The organism is Ferrigenium kumadai (genome assembly GCF_018324385.1).
GTDB lineage: Bacteria > Pseudomonadota > Gammaproteobacteria > Burkholderiales > Gallionellaceae > Gallionella > Gallionella kumadai.
Map to the genome: position 1 here is coordinate 1940650 of NZ_AP019536.1, position 18764 is coordinate 1959413.

Sequence of the window (18764 nt, forward strand, 5' to 3'; positions counted from 1 at the left end):
ATCTCCCGACAGGAGCAAGCCATGCCCCGATACCTTGCCTCCGATGTATCCGTCCGCGAAGCCTGGGCCTGGGCGATGTATGATTTCGCCAACTCGGGCTACACCACCATCGTCATCACCGCCATCTTCAACGCCTATTTCGTCGCGGTGGTGGCGGAGGATGCGCCGTGGGCGACGCTGGCCTGGACGCTGTCGCTCGCGCTCTCTTACGCGCTGATCGTGCTGACTGCGCCACTGATCGGGGCGTATGCAGATGCCTATGCGGCAAAGAAACGCCTGCTGCTGCTCACCACCGTCGGCTGCGTAGCGTTCACCGCCGCGCTCGCCTTCGCCGGGCCGGGTGGCCTGTGGATCGCGATTCCGTTGCTCGTGCTTTCCAACTTCTTCTACGGCAGCGGCGAGAACCTGATCGCGGCGTTCCTGCCGGAGCTGGCGCGCGAGGACGCCATCGGCAGCGTTTCAGGCTGGGGCTGGAGCCTGGGCTATGTGGGCGGGCTGGTCAGCCTCGGCGCCTGCCTCGCCTATGTGAACTGGGCGCAGACGCGCGGCGACACCGCCGCAGACTTCGTGCCCGTCACCATGCTGATCACGGCGGCGCTGTTCGCCCTGGCGAGCGTGCCCACCTTCCTGATACTCAAAGAGCGCGCGCAGCCCCAGCCTCACCTCGCGGGGATGAACATGGTGCAGGAGTCCTTCGCGCGGCTGGCGCAGACGGTCCGCCATGCGGCCCGCTACCGCGACCTGTGGCGCTTCCTCGTCTGCACGGTGTTCTACCAGGCTGGCATCCAGGCGGTGATCACGCTCGCGGCGATCTACGCGCAGCAGGCGATGAAGTTCGACACGCAGCAGACGCTGATGCTGATCTTCGTGGTCAACGTCACTGCCGCCGTCGGAGCCTTCGCCTTCGGCCATCTGCAGGACCGCATCGGCCACATCCCCGCCATCGCGCTCACGCTGTTCGGCTGGCTGGTGATGGTGGTGCTGGCATGGGCGGCGGAAGGGCCGGGGCTGTTCTGGGTGGCGGCCAACATCGCGGGGCTGTGCATGGGCGCGAGCCAGTCGGCGGGCCGTGCGCTGGTGGGCCTGTTCTCCCCCGTCTCGCGCCGCGCGGAATTCTTCGGCCTGTGGGGGCTCGCGGTGAAGCTCTCCGCCATCCTCGGCCCGGTGACCTACGGGCTGGTGAGCTGGCTCACGCACGGCGACCACCGCCTGGCGATCCTCATCACCGGCAGCTATTTCCTGATCGGGCTGCTGATCCTCGCGGGTGTGGATGCAAAGCGCGGACACAAAGCGGCCATGGAAGACACCTGAGGGTACGCTGAACAAAGTTGTCGTTCCCCCTTCACGCCTTGCCTGCTTACCCCATTGCGCGGGAATGACGATTTATTCAGTGCTCCCTAAGTCAGATGAGCCTCCGCAAACGCAGCATGCGCACCACCTGATACGCAGCCAGGGCCGCCAGCAGGTGTTTCAGCGTGTGGCCGCTGACGATCTGCCAGAGGGAAAAGATGTGACGGTCGAGCAGCTCGGCGGCCAGCGCGGCGCCGTACAGCATGACGACGCGGTAGAGGTCCTCGCCGCGGCGGTAGCGAGGCGGGAATAAATGCATCATCAGCAGGATCGCGAGCAGCACATAGAGCTGGAACGCGAAATAGGGCAGCACGTTCCCGGCACCGCGCATCTCGCTCCACAGCCAATACCAAACCGTACCCGCGCCCGTTGCAAACAATGGCGGCAACGCCACCAGCCCTGCCCTGAAGCTAATGCGCTCCGCGATCACGGCGGACAGCAGCGCGGCGAAGCAGATGTTGATCGGCAGGCGGTCCCAGAACAGCCGCGCGTCGTCCGGCGCGAAGTGGTACCAGGCCGAGCCGAAGGCGGTGGTGGCCAGCGCGATGAAGAACAGCACATACGGCCAGCGCTCTTTGCTGTCAGCAAACGAAGCGGAATGCAGCGCGATCAATCCGAGCGCTGCGACAACGAGAAACGCAAGGTTGGAAACCACATCGAGGAAATTCGGCATGCCAAAGAAGACGCGCGCATCCGCGAAATGGTGGTATTCCTGCGGCTGCGGGATTGGCGGCAGAAGCATCAACGCAAGCGCGACGGCGCATGCCGGCAACAGGAGCGCAACCCAGCCGCGCCTCATCGTCCGTCCCCCGCCAGACAAAGCGGGCACCGCCCCCTCGCGATGCGGGGAAGCCAGTAAGTTCGACAGTTCGTTGCTACGGCCATGCCACACCTCACCGTTTTGCCATAAGTGATATGCTGCGCTCCTGAATTCTGTGTCGGTCACCTGTGCAACATCGCGTAGGGAGAACGGACTTGAACGAACGACAGGATACTCCCGCAACGGATACCCGCAGCAGCACATCCGACGTGCTGCTGGAGACCGTGCGCCGCTTCGCCGCCGAATCACGCGCCCGCTCCGGTGGAGAGATGCCGGTCTCGCTGGACAGTTCCCTCGAGAAGGATCTGGGACTGGACAGCCTGGGTCGCGTGGAACTGCTGATGCGCGTCGAGCGCGCGTTCGGCGTCAGCCTGCCCGAGCATCTGCTGGCCAGCGCCGAGACGCCGCGCGACCTGTTGCGATCGGTGCTGGCCGCATCCCCCGCCACTGCTGCAGCGGCAGCCATGCCACGACGCGAGATGCCTGAGCGAGTGGAATCCGAACCCTCTGCCGCGCTCACGCTGACCGAAGCGCTCGACTGGCACGTGCGCGCCCACCCTCAGCGCACGCACATCATCCTGCTGGACGAAACCGGAAACGAAACTCCCATCACCTACGCCGAACTGCGCGACAGCGCAGCAGAGATCGCCGCAGGCCTGCTCGAACGCGGGCTACAACCCGGCCAATCGGTGGCGCTCATGCTGCCCACGGGCCGCGATTATTTCCGCTGCTTCTTCGGCGTGCTGCTTGCGGGCGGCGTGCCCGTGCCCATCTACCCTCCCGCCCGCCCCTCGCAGATCGAAGACCATCTGCGCCGCCATGCCGGCATCCTCTCCAACGCGCTCGCCGCGATGCTGATCACCGTGCCGGAAGCCAAGGCCGTGGCGCGATTGCTCCAGGCTCAGGTGGAAACCCTGCACGCCGTGGTCACCGCGGACGAGCTGACCGTCGCCGGGCAACAGGTGCTGGACTATGCGCTCCAGCCGGGACAGGTCGCGCTGCTGCAATACACTTCGGGCAGCACCGCCAATCCCAAGGGCGTCGCCCTCACCCACGCCAACCTGCTCGCCAATATCCGCGCCATGGGGCAGGCCGCACAAGTCGGCTCCACCGACGTGTTCGTGAGCTGGCTGCCGCTGTACCACGACATGGGGCTGATCGGCGCATGGCTGGGCAGCCTGTATTACGCCATGACGCTGGTGGTGATGTCGCCGCTCACCTTCCTCGCGCGGCCGGAGCGATGGCTATGGGCGATCCACAAGTATCGCGGCACGTTCTCGGCCTCGCCCAACTTCGGCTACGAACTCTGCATGCGCAAGATCCCGGACGAAGCTCTTGAGGGACTCGACCTGTCAGGCTGGCGCTGGGCCTTCAACGGCGCCGAGCCGGTCAGCCCGGACACGCTCGCGAATTTCGCGCAGCGCTTTGAACGCTACGGCCTGCGCCGTGAAGCGCTCGCCCCGGTGTACGGGCTGGCGGAATGCTCGGTGGGTCTGGCCTTCCCTCCCCCTCTGCGCGGGCCGCTGGTCGACCGCATCAAGCGCGACAGCTTCACGCGTTCGGGCCGCGCGGAACCCGCGGCTGATGAAGAGACGGATGCACTGCGCTTCGTCGCCTGCGGCCGTCCCCTGCCTGGCCACCAGATCCGGATCGTCGACGCCACGGGCCGCGAAGTGAGCGAGCGCGTCGAAGGACGGCTCGAATTCAAGGGGCCATCCACCACCTCCGGCTACTTCCGCAACCCCGAGCAGAACCGGCTGCTGTTCCACGAAGAGTGGCTCGATTCCGGCGACTATGCCTACTTCGCCGAGGGCGACGTCTATCTCACCGGCCGAGCGAAGGACATCGTCATCCGTGCCGGACGCAACATCTATCCCCACGAACTGGAAGAGGCTGTGGGCAACCTCGCCGGTATGCGCAAGGGTTGCGTCGCGGTGTTCGGCAGCCAAGACCCGGTGTCCGGCACGGAACGGCTGGTGGTGATGGCCGAGACGCGAGAGACCGACAAGCAGAAACGCGAAGAGCTGCGCGGCCGCATCAACGCGCTGACGCTGGACATGCTGGGCATGCCCGCGGACGACATCGTGCTGGCACCCATGCATGGCGTGCTCAAGACCTCCAGCGGCAAGATCCGCCGCACAGCCTGCCGTGAACTATATGAAAAAGGCGCGGCGCCCGAGCGCGCGGTGTGGTGGCAGGTGGTACGGCTCGTGTGGGCCGGACTGCTGCCCGAGTTGCGCCGCGGCATCCGCGTCGCGGCAGACCTGCTCTACGCCGCATACGTGTGGTCGCTGTTCTGGGTGATGGCGCCGCTGACCTGGCTGGCCGCCGCGCTGCTGCCGCGCCCCGCCTTGAGCTGGGACGCGAGCGGCATCATGGCACGACTGTATGCGCGCCTGACGGGCACGCCGCTCGCTGTGGGCGGGCTGGAGAACCTGCCCGCCATGCCCTGTGTGATCGCGGCCAACCACGCGAGCTATCTCGACGGCATCGTGATGGTCGCGGCGCTGCCGATCGAGGGCAGGCAATACGGCTTCGTCGCAAAGAAGGAACTGCTGAACAAGTTCCTTCCGCGCGTCTTCCTGCGGCATATCGGCACGGACTTCGTCGAGCGCTTCGATCCGCAACGGGGGGCGGCGGACGTGCAGCTGGTCGCGGCCTCGCTGCGCGCGGGCCACAGCCCGGTGTTCTTCCCGGAAGGAACCTTCGACCGCAAGCCCGGCCTGCTGCCCTTCCGCATGGGCGCCTTCGTGGTGGCCTCAGAAGCGGGCGTGCCCGTCGTGCCTGTCGTGATCCGCGGCACGCGCTCCATGCTGCGCTCCGGCCACTGGTTCCCGAGACGTGGCGCGATCTCCGTCACGCTGTGCGCCCCCATCCATCCGGACGGCAACGACTGGGCCGCAGCCATTCGCCTGCGCGATGCGACCCGCGTGGAAATCCTGCGCCTGTGCGGGGAGCCAGACCTGGCATCGGGAGAGAAGACGCCGGTTCAAGCGCGATAAGGGGACCGCAATGGAACCACAACGTCGAAACTACATTTTGAGGTGGGTCGCCGTGCTACCCGGCGCTCTGCTTTGTGTAGTTCTTGTGCTATTCCCGATCCATTGGGTTGTCATGCTCATTCAGCATTTCGGCACAAGTTCTGACGACAGTGGCAGCGGCAGTCCTCTCAGCATCTACTACTATTTGGCAGCGATTCCCCCAGATGTACTCGAATACTTCGGCAGAGCTTTCTTTGCTCCATTTGTGCTAATTGTCGCAGGTGCCAGCATCGCCCCAAGGTTCAAATTCCAAACGGGCATCGCATTGGCTATCGCTATTGGGTTTCTGTATGGCGTAGCTGCCACCATGATTGCCAGCGACATCTCAGATGGTCTCTATACCCCTGAGCGTTGGCTGCATTTGGGAATTACCATATTGCTTGCTATTAGCGGTATTGCTGCCGGTCTATTTCAGGCCAACAAAGCAGAAAGGCCATCCAAGTCAGACGATTCCGCGGCGAAGCAATAATCACCGCAAATTATTTATTTCAGGAAGTCTGCCACCGCCTCCGCATCGAACGGCCAGCCCAGTTCCGCGTCATTGTCGGCGCGCCGCAGCACCGGGATGCGTATGCCGTATCTCTCCAGCAGTTCGTCGTCTTCGGCAATGTCGATGTGTTCCGCGGCGAGTCCCGCCTCATGCAGGATCGCCTCGGCCTGCTCGCACAGGTGGCAGCAGCTGGTACCGTAGAGAGCGAGTGCGGTCATCCGCGCAGATTGACGATGGGCCAGCCGTGCTGTTCGGCGTGGGCGCGCAGGGTGGCGTCCGGATTCGCCGCGACGGGATGCTTCACCATGCGCAGCAGCGGCAGGTCATTGAGCGAGTCGCTGTAGAAAGTGCTGTCGGCGAAACCGTCCAGCGTCCAGCCGCGTTCGGCGAGCCAGCTCTCCAGCCGCGTGATCTTGCCCTCGCGGAACGATGGTACGCCCGCAACTCCACCGGTAAATTCGCCGTCCTTTTGCTCCGGGTCGGTGGCAATCAGGTGTTCGATGCCGAACTCGTGCGCGATGGGCGCGGTGACGAAGCTGTTGGTCGCGGTGATGATGACGCACACGTCGCCCGCCGCCTGATGTTTCGCCACCAGCTCACGCGAAGGCTTCGTGATCATCGGCATCACCTTGTCGCGCATGAACTGTTGGTGCCATTCATCCAGCGTCTTGCGCGAGTGGCGCGACAGCGGCTTCAACTGGAAGTCGAGGAACTCGTGGATGTCCAGCGTGCCCTGCTTGTACTGCTCGTAGAAATGCAGGTTCTTCGCCTCGAACAGCTCGCGGTCGAGCACGCCGATGCCGATGAGGAATTGCGACCACTCAAAGTCGCTGTCACCGTTAAGCAGAGTGTTGTCTAAGTCGAATAAGGCAAGATTCATTTCAATTCCGGTTTCATTTCGAAAATTTTGTGCCATCACGTAGGGGCGCGATTCATCGCGCCCCTACAGAGCTTGCATCACTTCCTTGAGCAGCGGCACCGACGGCGCGCGGTGCAGGCGCAGCGAATGTTCGTCCAGCGCATCGAGCACCGCCATCAGGCTGGGCAGGTCACGCCGTCCGTGGCGCAACAGGTACTGCGTGACTTCCGGCGGCAGCGCGAAGCCGCGCGACTGCGCATGCTGCGTCAGCGCCTGCGCCTTTTCTTCGTCGCTCAGGCCGTGCAGTTGGTACACCAGCCCCCAGCCCAGGCGAGTGCGCAGGTCGTCGCGCAGATTGAGATGCAGCGGCGATGCCTTGCCGCTCACCAGCAGCATGCCGCCGCTGTCGCGCATCTGATTGTAGAGATCGAACAACTCGATCTGTGCCTCATCGTCGAGCAGTTCGACGTCGTCCACCGCCACCATATCCGCCGGCTGGGGAACGCTGCCTTTCGTATAGACTGCATCGCATTGCGCCCCCTGTGCGGCAGCCACGCAGGCTTGCAGCAGATGGCTCTTGCCGCTGCCCTCCTCGCCCCACAGGTAGATGCTCCGCTCGCCGCCGCCCGCAAGCGCCTGGCGCAGCGCGGCAATCAACTCCGCATTGCGTCCCGCGACGAAATTTTCGAGCGTCGGCTGACTCTCGGGGGAAATGTCGAGCAGCAGCTGACTCATGTTTTTTGGTACATCTCGCTGGTGAGATAGGCGGCCTTCGCATGGCGCAGCGCGACCAGCAGCACCGCAGCGAGCGGCAAGGCCAGCAGCACACCGAAGAAGCCGAATAGCTGGCCGAACGCCATCAGCGCGAAGATCACCGCCAGCGGGTGCAGGCCGATGCGATCGCCGACCAGCCAAGGCGTGACGACCATGCCTTCGATCAACTGCCCCGCGCCGAACACCGCCCACACCAGCAGCACGCTGCCGAAAGCGGTGAACTGCATCGCAGCCGCCAGCGTCGCAAGCAGCAGGCCGAGGATCATGCCGAGATAGGGAACGAACACCAGCATGCCCGCGACGATGCCGATGGGCAACGCGAACTCCAACCCGGCCAGCCACAGTCCCACGACATAGAACACGCTCATCAGCAGCATCACGGAAATCTGTCCGCGCAGGAATTCGGCGAGGATGGCATCCACTTCCATGGCGATCTCGCGCACCTTGGCATGCCACTGGCGAGGTACTACCTGATCAATATGAGCGACCATCTCGTTCCAGTCGCGCAGCAGGTAGAACATCGCCACGGGGATCAGCAGCAGATTGACCAGCAGCGCGACCAGCGCGCCGGTGCTACCGCCGATAATCGGCAGTAGCTTGGCTGCGGCGCCGCCCGCGCTTTGCCAGTGACTCAGCAAGGCGTTCTTTACCGCTTGGCTGTCCCATTGCAGTTCGGCACCGAACCATTGCTGCAATTGCGGCAACAGATTCACGCGCGCCGCCTCGATCCAGTCCGGCAACCGTGCCAGGAACAGGCGGGTTTCCTTTTCCAGCAGCGGCAGCATGATGAGCAGGAGCAGGATGAACAGCAGCAGCAACCCGCCCATCACCAGCACCACCGCGCCCGTGCGCGGAACCTTCCAGCCGCACAGCCGCTGCACCAGCGGATTGCAGATGTAGGCGAGGATCGCCGCAGCGACGAACGGTGTCAGGATGGGCCCCAGCAGGTACAGCAGCACGGCAACGACGGCAGCCACTGACAGCCATTGCACGGCGGCGAAGCGGGATAAGGTCATTTCGGGTAAAATTCGCGGCAAAAACGTGCTGCACTTTACCTTTTAGAAAGCGAGAACTCAACTTGAGCCAGAACAATTCCCTCTCCTATCGCGATGCCGGCGTCGATATCGACGCGGGCGACCAACTGGTCGAGAACATCAAACCCTACGCCAAGCGCACCATGCGTCCCGAGGTCCTTTCCGGCATCGGCGGCTTCGGCGGTCTTGTGGAGATCTCGAAGAAATACAAGGAACCCGTGCTGGTGTCCGGCACCGACGGCGTCGGCACCAAGCTGAAGCTTGCGTTCGAGCTGAACCGCCACGACACCGTCGGCATCGACCTCGTCGCGATGAGCGTCAACGACATCCTGGTACAGGGCGCTGAACCGCTGTTCTTCCTCGACTACTTCGCCTGCGGCAAGCTGGACGTGCCCGCGGCCACCGATGTCATCAAGGGCATCGCCAAGGGTTGCGAAGAATCCGGCTGCGCGCTGATCGGCGGCGAGACCGCCGAGATGCCCGGCATGTACCCGGTAGGCGAATACGACCTCGCGGGCTTCGCAGTCGGCGTGGTGGAAAAGAGCAAGATCATCACCGGCGAGCACATCAAGGTTGGCGATGTGGTGATCGGCCTGGCCTCCAACGGCGCGCACTCCAATGGCTATTCGCTGGTGCGCAAGATCATCGAGCGCAGCAAGCCTGACCTGAACGCCAAGTTCGACGGCGAGCGCACACTGGCCGACTGCATCATGGCCCCGACACGTCTGTACGTGAAGCCGATGCTGAGCCTGATGCAGAGCATCACCGTCAAGGGCATGGCGCACATCACCGGCGGCGGCATCACCGAGAACGTGCCGCGCGTACTGCCATCCAACGTGGTTGCCGACATCGACAGCAAGACCTGGCAGATGCCCAAACTTTTCGAATGGCTAAGAGTAGGCGGCAACGTCGAGGCGCAGGAGATGTTCCGCACCTTCAACTGCGGCATCGGCATGGTCGTGATCGTCGATGCAGCAGACGCGGATGCGGCACTGGCACAACTCAAGGCGAGCGGCGAGACCGCCAGCGTCATCGGCAAGATACGCGCACGCAACGGCGACGAGCACCAGACGCAAGTCGCCTGATGAAGTCCATCGTCATCCTGATCTCGGGGCGCGGCAGCAACATGCAGGCCCTGCTGAAGGCCAAGCTGCCCTGCCGCATCGCCGCGGTGATCAGCAACAAGACGGACGCCGAAGGGCTGGAATTCGCCCGCAAGCATGGCATCCAGACCGCCGTCGTGTCGCATCGCGACTATTCGGACCGCGCCAGCTTCGACGCCGCGCTGGCGCAGACCATCGACGGATTCCAGCCCGATTATGTGATCCTCGCCGGATTCATGCGCATCCTCACCGAGGGATTCGTCAAGCGTTACTACGGCAAGCTGGTCAATATCCATCCCTCGCTGCTGCCCGCCTATGGCGGCCTCGACACCCACGCGCGGGCACTGCACGACGGCGTGAAGATCCACGGCTGCACGGTGCATTTCGTCACGCCCGACCTGGATCACGGCCCGATCATCATCCAGGCCGCGGTGCCCGTGCTGAGCCACGACACCGAGAAGACCCTGGCTGCGCGCGTGCTGAATGAAGAACACCGCATCTATCCTCAGGCCATACGCTGGCTGTGCGAAAACCAGATTGAACTGGATGCCAACGGGCGGGTCGTATTGCATCGCCATAAGCAATCCGCTCACTCTCTGATTTCACCGGGTCTGGAATAACATGAAGTGGTTCTCGCATATCCTCGCATGGCTGGTGCTTTGCATTGCCGTTCCAGCACATGCCGCCGCGCCGAATAGCGTGCAGGTCACTTACGACATCTACAAGGGCAGCATCAAGATCGGCGAGATCGAAGAGGTCTACACGCGGGACAAGGACCACTACACACTATCCAGCATCACCAAGCCGGTCGGCATTTTCGCGGTATTCAAGCCCGAAAAGGTGTTCGTCAACAGCCGCGGCCTGGTCGGCAAGCAGGGCCTGAAGCCGTTGCACTTCGATCACCGGAGAGAACAGGATGCGAGCAAGGACAGCAGCGCTGAATTCGACTGGGAGAAAGGCGAGCTCACGCAGATCCATCAGGAACAGCGCGACATGGTCGCACTCCCCGAGGGCACTCAGGACCGCCTGAGCGCGATGTACCAGTTCATGTTCCTGCCCAACTCAGCCACGGTGGTAGACTTCCCGATGACCAACGGCATCAGGCTGAACAACTACCACTACGCCGTCTCGCGCGGCCAGAAGCTCAAGACCCCAGCGGGTGAATTCTCCACGCTGTATCTCGACGACCAGGCCAAGTCCGGCGAGCGACATAACGAGATCTGGCTGGCCACGCAGCGTTACAATCTGCCGTGCAAGATGGTCATCACCGAAGCCAACGGCGATCAACTCACCCAAGTACTGAGCAAACTCCAGATCCGCTGACCGTGTCCGCCTTGCCGCAAATGAGCTTGTCGAAGTGGCCTGTCCTGAACCGGTTGAAGCGGTATCTCCCCAGCCTGCCGCAACAGCCAGCGGCAAGGATCGCACTCGCCATCGGCCTGTCGCTCCTGATCCACGCCATCGTGCTGTTCGGTCCACTGGTCGAGCTGCCGAAGAGCGAAGTGCCACTGCCGCCGCTCACCGCCAAGCTCGAACCGCTGCCCAAGATCGCGGCCGCACCTGCGCCGAAAAAGAAGCCACGGCCGAAGCCCAAAGCCGTCGAGAGCACCGCACCGGCAGTTCAGGAAAGCCTGCCGGAAACACCCAGCCCGGAAGCCACAGGCGAACAGCCGCAAGCCGTCGCCGAGCCCCAACCCGCCGCTGAAGCAACGGAGCAGGCCAAGCCACTGCTGCCAAAGCATGCGCAGCTGACCTTCGCCGTCTATCAGGGCAGCGGCGGCATGCAACTGGGCGAGGCGGTTCACCGTCTGGACATCGAAGAAGGACAATACACACTCAAAACGGTGTCGCAGACTACGGGGGTCGTCAGCTTCTTCAAGAGCTATACGCTGACCCAGACCAGCCGGGGACGGGTCGATGCGCAGGGACTGCATCCCCTCGCCTTCGACGAAGAAAAGAAGCAGTCCAAGGGCAACCAGGGCCTGAGGGCTGAATTCGACTGGGAGGCACACAAGCTGCACTTTTCGCACGGCGGCGAAGCAGCCCTGCCGGAACAGGCTCAAGACATTGCGAGCTTCCTCTACCAGCTCTCTCAGATGCCTATGGCCAACCGGCAAACGATGCCGTTCAGCATCAGCAACGGCAAGAAGCTGGAATATTACGAACTGGAGATCGGCGCGGAAGAGGAGATCGCGACGCCGCTGGGCAAGCTGCGCGCATTGCCGCTGCGCAAGCGGCACGCTCAGGGCGAGGAAGGGCTGGATATCTGGCTGGGACTGGAATATCGCCTGCTGCCGGTCAAGGTACGCCAGATAGACCGCACCGGACAGATCGCGGGGGAGATGGCGATTTCCGACATCCGCGTGTCGGATGAATGAACGCGAGGCTCAGGCCGCGGAGAAATCGCTGGGAAGTGTCAGCAATGCAGGCTTCAGAAGTTTATCCTCGCCCGAAAGATGATCCATCATCCAGTTTCCTAGCGTGCGGGTAAAATGCTCGACCGCGCCCTCCGACCACATGCCGCTCTTGGCCTCCAGCTCGTCCCTGATGTACTGAAGCTCCTTTTGCAGATACTGGTGAGACTGCTTGTGTTGCTCGAAAGGGAGCTCGGCCGCCTGTGCGATCTTTTCCTCATTCATGAAATGAAGCCGCACGCAGTCCGTAAGCAGCTTGAATGCATGCGACAACGCATGCTCATTGCCCGACCTGAGCGCATGTTCGACGCTATTGATCAAGCCGATCAAATTCCGGTGTTCGGAATCGATGATCGCATTCCCGACGCTCAACTGCTCTGTCCATGTCAAAGTCATGATGCGCTCCCGCAACAAATCCTATCCAAATCGCAGCACTCCGTGCCATCCGGACAAGGACTCTACTCTCCCGACTGGCAGCGGCATATATGTCAGAATGCCTATATATTTCGGCCTAGCCCGCGACCCTGTTAAACTGCGCGCCTCGATTCAAGTAGCCCTAACGCATCATGCTGATTACCGAATACCGTCTAGACCTCGTCATCCAGGCCCTGCGCGCCATCCTGCCGCTGGCGCACCCTGCCGATACCACCCTGCGCTATTTCTTCCAGGACAACCGCATCGGCTCGAATGAGCGCGCTTTGGTCGCCGAGACCGTATTCGGCGTGCTTCGCCATCGCCTGCTGCTGGAGCACGCCTGCGAAAGCAAAGGTGAGGCAGCGTCCGATGCCGCGCCCTCTTCCGCCAAAGTCGCCACGCCGCGCCGCATGGCGCTGGCTTACTTCGTCCGTTTCGGCGGCTACAACCTGCGCGAGATCGAGCCTGTGCTGAAGCACGGCGAGAAGGAATGGCTCGCGACGGTGAAGGGCGTGAAGGTGGAGGAACTGCCATTGACGGTGCAGGCCGAACTGCCGGACTGGCTGGTGGAAAAGATGCGCGCCTCGTATTCCGACGCGGACATCCTCGCCATCGGCCGCGCCATGCAGCAGGGCGCGCCGCTGGATATCCGTGTCAACACCCTGCTCGCCAAGCGCGACGAAGTGCTGCAGCAACTGCACGAAAAGAAGATCGAAGCGAGCGCCACGCCCTACTCGCCCATCGGCATTCGCCTCAAGGACAAGATCCCGTTGAACCGCGACGCGCTGTTCACCGAAGGCAAGGTCGAAGTGCAGGATGAAGGCAGCCAGCTGCTCGGTCTCCTGCTCGCGCCGAAACGCAACGACATGGTGGTGGATTTCTGCGCGGGCGCCGGCGGCAAGACGCTGATGCTCTCAGCACAGATGAATTCGCAGGGCCGCTTGTACGCGCTGGACGTTTCGGAGAAGCGCCTCGCCAACCTCAAGCCTCGCCTGAAGCGCTCCGGAGCGAGCAACATCCAGCCGATGCTGATCGCACACGAGAATGATCTCAAGGTGAAACGGCTTGCGGGCAAGATCGACCGCGTGCTGGTGGACGCGCCGTGCAGCGGCCTCGGCACGCTGCGCCGCAACCCCGACCTGAAGTTCCGCCAGTCGCCCGGCAGCATCGAGGAACTCACGCGCAAGCAGGCTGCCATCCTCGCCTCGGCCAGCCGGTTGCTGAAGAAGGGCGGACGCCTGGTGTATGCGACCTGCAGCATCCTGCCGGAAGAGAATCAACGCATCGTGGAAGCCTTCCTCGCCGAACATCCCGACTTCACATTGAAGCCAGCCGGCGACGTACTGCACCAGCAAAAGATCGCGCTGGAGATGGGCGACTATCTGGAGTTGCGCCCGCAGCTGCACGGCACGGACGGCTTCTTCGCCGCGGTGCTGGAGCGCACCGGGTCATAGTTCCCGCAAGCCGTTCTCGACCACGTACAGCATCAGTTCGGCGTTGTTCTTCAGCTTCATCTTTTCGAGGATGTGCACACGGTAGGTGCTGACGGTCTTCACGCTCAGCGCCAGTATCCGTGCAACCTCGGAGACCTTCTTGCCGGAGCCCAGCAGCCGCAGTACCTGGTATTCGCGGTCGCTCAGCATTTCGTGCGGCGGCTTGGCAGAATCGCGCCCGCACTCATGCAGCAGCAGCTCGGCAAGCACAGGGCTGATGTGCTTCTTGCCCGCCATCACCTTGCGGATCGCTTCGACGAGTTGCTCCGGTGCAGCATCCTTGGTGAGGTAACCAGAAGCGCCCCCCTTCAGCAGGCGAACGGCATGCTGATCTTCGGGATACATGCTCAGCATCAGCACCTTGGCCGCGCTGTTGCCATCCAGGATCAGCTTCAGTGTGTCAATGCCGTTCTTCTCGGGCATCGAGATGTCGAGCAGTACGATATCCCACTTTTCGCTGCGGATCTTCTTCAGGGCCTCGACGCCGTTGGTGGCCTCCCCGCCGACACGGATGTCCTTGGTCTCGTCCATTATCCTGCGCAATCCCTGGCGCACGATGGCATGGTCATCAACGATCAGCACTCGAATCACGGTTCAACTCCCCCCGATAAATGACGGCTGCAGCAATGAATCATCCGGCCTTCAACGCACCAGGCGCAACCGGAATGCTTATGGATATCCGCGAGCCCTTGCCCGGCTCGCTGCTGATCCTGGCCTTGCCCCCCGCCATGAGGGCACGCTCCCGGATGCCGAGCAAACCGAAGGATTTTTCCTTCCGTCCCAACTCGAAACCGATGCCATTATCCTCCACCACCAGCAACAGCGACTTGCCTCTTTTTGTCAGGATAATATCCACCCGGCTTGCCTGCGCATGCTTGGCCACGTTACTCAGCGACTCCTGAAGGATGCGGAACAACGTTGCGGCCTGCCCCTGCTCCAGCGTGAGCACCTGCCCGGGAAGGGCGAGCATGCATTCGATACCGGTGTGCTGGCGGAACTTCTTCACATAATCCTCGATCGCCGCCGCCAGCCCGACATCCTCCAGAGGACTGGGCCTCAGCTTGTGAACGATCTGGCGCACGGTCTGAATGCCATCCGACACCAGTTCGGAGATGTGCCCCGCCTCTTCGACCAGGTGCGGCATCTGGGCGGGAAGCCTGGAGGCAAGCCAGGCTACCCGCATCTTCATCGCGGCCAGCGTCGCCCCCATCTCGTCGTGCAACTCGCGCGCAATCCGCGTCCGCTCATCTTCCAGGGCATTTTCCAGGTGGGAGGAAAGCCGCTGCAGTTCCTTGTAGGATTCCGCCAGTTTTATCTGCGATTGCCTTTGCTCCGTGATATCCATCGCGATACCCAGCACGCTGACTACTCCGTTGTCCTCGATCAGCGGACGCTTGATGGTCAGATACCAGCGTTGTCTCCCATCCGGCAACTGCGCAGATTCGGTCAGGACCACTTCACGCCGATCCTGGATCACCTCGCGATCCGCCGCCAGAAAACCCGCGACCTCCTGCGGGTGGTCGGGATAAATCTCGGCATTGCTCTTCCAGATCATCTCCTGCACCGTCCTGCCGCAGGCGTCCGCCATCGCCTGATTGACCAGGATAAACTTGCCCTCGGCATTCTTGACAAAGATCAGGTTGGGATCGGTATCGAGCACATGCCACATGAACTCTTTCTGCTTTTGCAGCGCTTCCTCGGCCCGCTTACGCTCGGAGAGATCGGTCATATTGGCAACATAGCCCGTGATTTGCCCATATTCATTCTTGATGGAAGCGGCCGACAGCAACACCGGAACGATACGTCCATCCTTGGTTTTGCGAATCACCTCCCCTCGAAACACTCCCTGCTCGCTTGAGGTGGCAAATGCCTGACTCGGCTGCACTGTCGCATCCAGCCCGCCCATCACTTCGTTGACATGCTTCCCCACCAACTCTTCCTCGGAGTAGCCGAAGAGACGTTCATAGGCCGGATTGACATAAACAAAACGGTTGTTCTGGTCAGCCAAAGCAACGGCTTCCTGCGTCTGTTTGAGCGCTTCACTCAACTGCATACGGTTTCCCTCAGCCAGTTTGCGCTCGGTCACATCAGTGACCACACCGAGGATCGCGATCAAGGTGCCGCTGCCATCGCCGCTCCGGATCGGCGAATTGCGCTGGTTCATCCAGCGGGTGTCGCCGGACTTGTGGATGATCTGGTATTCGTAATTGGACGATACATCCCCAGCCAGCAGTCTTTCCCATTGCGTCTCGAAGTAGTCCCTCCAGTCGGGATGGATGACGCGGCGTATCAGCAGCGGGGAATCGCAGAACTCCTCCGGGGTGTAGCCGAACAGCTGGATCGAGGCTGGACTGACATATTCGTGGCGTCCGCTTGGGACGGACATGAGGTAAACCATGTCCGTTGACCGTTCAGTCAGGAAACGGAAATGCTCCTCGCTTTGCCGCAGCCTCTCCACGGCCTGAGCCCGTTCTACGCGGGCGCGCAGCGTCACGATCCCGAAAGACAGGTTGGCCCCAAGTTCCTCCAGCAGTTTCACCTCATCGGTATTGAAGGCATCGGTTTCCGTGGAGTAAATCGTAAGCACGCCGCAAGTACGCCGTTCGCAGACAAGCGGGATGGCGATGCTGGACTGGTAGCCACGAGCGGCTGCGGCCTCGCTCCATGGCGCCAGTTGCGGATTGTTCAGAAACCCCTGGTTGAACTGTGTCATTCCAGTCCTGATTGCGCTGCCGGTGGGCCCACGCCCACGTTCCGTATCCGCCCAACTGATGTCCGCTCCATCCACATACCCCTCATCAAAACCATAGCGAGCGACCGGGCGCACACTGCACGCCGGATCATGCTCGGCATATCCCACCCAAGCCATGCAGTAGCCGCCCGTCTCTACGATCAGTTTGCATATCTCCGTCAGCAACAATTGCTCTTCTTCGATATGCACCAGCGTTGCGTTATAGGCACCCAACATCAAGAGCACCCGGTTGAATTTTTGCAGCGAGATTTCCGCTTCCTTGATGTCTGTGATGTCCGTCGCGATAGTCAGCACGCTGACTGAACCATCGTCCTGTATCAAAGGTTTTCTGATGGTCCGGAACCAGCGTTTCCTGCCATCGGTGAACTCTGCCGCCTCGATTGCCACGCGCTGCTGTCCCGTCTCGATCACTTCCCGGTTCGCCTGTTCATACGTTGCCGCCAGTTTCCGGCTATCGACCAGATCCCGATTGGATTTCCCGACGATACTCTCTGTGGTCTGCCCAAGGCCTTTCGCCATCGCCTCGTTGGCGAACAGGAAACGGCCCTCGGCATCCTTGGCAAAGATCAGGTTGGGATCGCTGTCAATGATCAGCCGGATGAATTCTTTCTGCTTGGCCAGTTCATCTTCGGCCTGCTTGTGCCGTGTGAGGTCTGTGAAGCTGGCAATGTAATTCACGATGCAGCCTTCTTCATCGCGCACCGCGCTGTGTGATATCAACACCGGGATGATGCGCCCGTCCTTCGTCCGACGGGTCGTTTCCGTCTGGAACATCCCATGCTGGTTCGTGAAGGAAACGACCTGGGATGGATGGATGGAAGTTGAGTCTTCAATACCGACCAATTCGTTGACGGGCTTGCCCAATGCATCTTCGTAGGAGTAGCCGAATAGCCTGGAGAACGCCGGATTGACGTAGATGAAACGATTGTTCCTGTCTCCCACTGCGATGGCGCTCCCGGATTGTTTCAGCGCCTCGCCCAGCAGGCGTTTCTCCGCTTCGCTCGCATATTGCCTTTGCAGATTCAGGATGTGCTGGCGTTGTCGCTCCCGCCAGGTAAATGCCACGCCGCCGCCGGCGCCGATCAGCACCACTATCAGTGCCGTTATCCATCCCGCCAACTTGTCGATGGGGGCGTAAATCTCAGCCTTGTCGATTTTGCTGACCATCACCCATGAAGTGCCGGTGACCTTCTGCAACACTCCGACCACCGGCACGCCCCGGTAATCCAGTCCCTCCACCAGCCCTTCCCTACCCATCAACGCCATCGCTGCAGGCAGTTTGGGCCGGCTGAGCGGCAGGCGCATGGACAGCGCAGCCCCCTTGTTGTGGCGCAGTTCATTCAGGAACACCACTTCGCCACCTTCGCGGCGCACCAGCAGGCTTTCGGCGCTTGGGCTTGGAGTCGGCCAATGCTGGATGAGCGGAAACAAGAAGCTGTAAGGATCGGTACGAAACAGCACCGCACCGATGCTGCGCTCTTTTCCATTCTTGTGGATATACAACGGCATCACCATATCGATAGCGATAGCGATAGCGATATCGTGCCCGCTGCCGGGCAATCCCCGATGCATGTCGGAAAAAAGGATTTTTCCGCTGCGCAGGCTTTCCAGCAGCAGTTCCTTTTCGTTATCCTGCAGCGCGGTTGTATTCGCGGAGGTGGACAGGCGCAACTTGAGCTTGTCGTCGAACAACGAGATCGCGCTATAGCCGTTGCCCCCATAAGTCCGTTGTATCGATGCCAGACGCTCGGCCAGTTTCGCCTTGCTCGCGTCGTCCGGACTCCCCCGCAACAACCAGCGATCGGCTTCGTCCAGGAACAGAGGGTCGCCCTTGAGGACTTGGGCATCGCCCTTGCGCTCCGTCATCCAGGTGGTGATCTGCCCGATCTTCAGCTCGGCGATGCCGCTGAGTTCATTCTGCCTGTCGCTTTTTATGCTATCCCGGTAATGCTGGAAGGCGCTGATGCCAGCCATGGTGATGGCGAGCGCGAAGAGGATAAAGATCAGCAAAGGCCACCAAACGATATTCCTGTCCCGGTTTGTACGGCCGGCCTCATTGCCAGCCAATATCGCTTGAGTATTCATGCTCGCTCGAAACCACTCCGTTTTTCCTGGTTGCCATGGCCGACTGCGCGGAAGTTTACAGAGTTTGTCCGACCAGCGGCATAGGACAAACACCGATGCGGAATTTCCCTACTGGCTTAGCGATTATTAAGCGAA

Annotated in this window: 16 protein-coding genes; 8 read left to right on the forward strand and 8 right to left on the reverse strand. The window is 61.7% G+C overall.

Annotated elements, in window-relative coordinates; all coding sequences use genetic code 11:
- Positions 1-21: 21 nt before the first annotated feature.
- Positions 22-1311 (forward strand): MFS transporter, encoded by a 1290-nt coding sequence (locus tag FGKAn22_RS09310; RefSeq protein WP_212785373.1) that lies wholly within the window; start codon positions 22-24, stop codon positions 1309-1311.
- Between the two features lie 91 nt (positions 1312-1402).
- Here the strand turns inward: FGKAn22_RS09310 and FGKAn22_RS09315 are convergent, their stop codons facing one another.
- The gene (locus FGKAn22_RS09315; protein WP_212785374.1) at positions 1403-2149 is read right to left on the reverse strand and encodes an alkaline phytoceramidase; all 747 of its coding nucleotides are present in this window, start codon (positions 2147-2149) and stop codon (positions 1403-1405) included.
- A 176-nt stretch (positions 2150-2325) separates the two neighbouring features.
- Between FGKAn22_RS09315 and FGKAn22_RS09320 the strand changes: the two genes are divergently transcribed.
- A complete protein-coding gene (locus tag FGKAn22_RS09320; protein WP_246487381.1) occupies positions 2326-5172 on the forward strand; it encodes an AMP-binding protein in 2847 nt (948 codons plus the stop codon).
- A gap of 10 nt (positions 5173-5182) precedes the next feature.
- Positions 5183-5680 carry a hypothetical protein gene (locus FGKAn22_RS09325; RefSeq protein ID WP_212785375.1) on the forward strand — a complete coding sequence of 166 codons (498 nt, stop codon included), beginning with the start codon at positions 5183-5185 and terminating at the stop codon, positions 5678-5680.
- Between the two features lie 14 nt (positions 5681-5694).
- Here the strand turns inward: FGKAn22_RS09325 and FGKAn22_RS09330 are convergent, their stop codons facing one another.
- The 4 genes from FGKAn22_RS09330 to FGKAn22_RS09345 form a co-directional block, all read right to left on the reverse strand.
- The gene (locus FGKAn22_RS09330) at positions 5695-5919 is read right to left on the reverse strand and encodes a glutaredoxin family protein (protein ID WP_212785376.1); all 225 of its coding nucleotides are present in this window, start codon (positions 5917-5919) and stop codon (positions 5695-5697) included.
- Positions 5916-6581, reverse strand: a complete 666-nt coding sequence (locus FGKAn22_RS09335; protein WP_212785377.1) for a histidinol-phosphatase — start codon at positions 6579-6581, stop codon at positions 5916-5918. Before FGKAn22_RS09335 ends, FGKAn22_RS09330 begins: the two co-directional genes overlap by 4 nt.
- Before the next feature lie 63 nt (positions 6582-6644).
- Positions 6645-7295: a DnaA regulatory inactivator Hda gene (gene hda / locus FGKAn22_RS09340; protein WP_212785378.1), complete on the reverse strand. Its 651-nt coding sequence runs from the start codon at positions 7293-7295 to the stop codon at positions 6645-6647.
- Entirely contained in the window at positions 7292-8350 is a 1059-nt protein-coding gene (locus FGKAn22_RS09345) for an AI-2E family transporter (RefSeq protein WP_212785379.1), read from the reverse strand. Before FGKAn22_RS09345 ends, hda begins: the two co-directional genes overlap by 4 nt.
- Before the next feature lie 62 nt (positions 8351-8412).
- Here FGKAn22_RS09345 and purM point away from each other — a divergent pair, with 62 nt between their 5' ends.
- From purM to FGKAn22_RS09365, 4 genes are read left to right on the forward strand one after another with little or no spacing between them, the layout of a single operon-like run.
- Positions 8413-9453 carry a phosphoribosylformylglycinamidine cyclo-ligase gene (purM, locus tag FGKAn22_RS09350; protein WP_212785380.1) on the forward strand — a complete coding sequence of 347 codons (1041 nt, stop codon included), beginning with the start codon at positions 8413-8415 and terminating at the stop codon, positions 9451-9453.
- The gene (purN, locus tag FGKAn22_RS09355; protein WP_212785381.1) at positions 9453-10091 is read left to right on the forward strand and encodes a phosphoribosylglycinamide formyltransferase; all 639 of its coding nucleotides are present in this window, start codon (positions 9453-9455) and stop codon (positions 10089-10091) included. The genes purM and purN overlap by 1 nt, the downstream gene beginning before the upstream one ends.
- A gap of 1 nt (position 10092) precedes the next feature.
- Complete coding sequence (locus FGKAn22_RS09360) at positions 10093-10794, forward strand: DUF3108 domain-containing protein (RefSeq protein WP_212785382.1); 702 nt, start codon at positions 10093-10095, stop codon at positions 10792-10794.
- Positions 10795-10820: 26 nt separating this feature from the next.
- Positions 10821-11849 (forward strand): DUF3108 domain-containing protein, encoded by a 1029-nt coding sequence (locus tag FGKAn22_RS09365; RefSeq protein WP_212785383.1) that lies wholly within the window; start codon positions 10821-10823, stop codon positions 11847-11849.
- 9 nt (positions 11850-11858) lie between these two features.
- Here the strand turns inward: FGKAn22_RS09365 and FGKAn22_RS09370 are convergent, their stop codons facing one another.
- Positions 11859-12296, reverse strand: coding sequence for a bacteriohemerythrin (locus FGKAn22_RS09370; protein WP_212785384.1), 438 nt, complete (start codon positions 12294-12296; stop codon positions 11859-11861).
- 155 nt (positions 12297-12451) lie between these two features.
- Between FGKAn22_RS09370 and FGKAn22_RS09375 the strand changes: the two genes are divergently transcribed.
- Positions 12452-13753 (forward strand): RsmB/NOP family class I SAM-dependent RNA methyltransferase, encoded by a 1302-nt coding sequence (locus tag FGKAn22_RS09375; protein ID WP_212785385.1) that lies wholly within the window; start codon positions 12452-12454, stop codon positions 13751-13753.
- On the opposite strand, the gene FGKAn22_RS09380 is transcribed toward FGKAn22_RS09375, so the two are convergent.
- Positions 13748-14383, reverse strand: a complete 636-nt coding sequence (locus tag FGKAn22_RS09380; protein ID WP_212785386.1) for a response regulator — start codon at positions 14381-14383, stop codon at positions 13748-13750. The two genes, FGKAn22_RS09375 and FGKAn22_RS09380, sit on opposite strands and share 6 nt — an antisense overlap.
- Positions 14384-14423: 40 nt before the next feature.
- On the reverse strand, positions 14424-18629 hold the full coding sequence (locus FGKAn22_RS09385) for a PAS domain S-box protein (RefSeq protein WP_212785387.1): 4206 nt from the start codon (positions 18627-18629) through the stop codon (positions 14424-14426).
- Between the last annotated feature and the right edge of the window lie 135 nt (positions 18630-18764).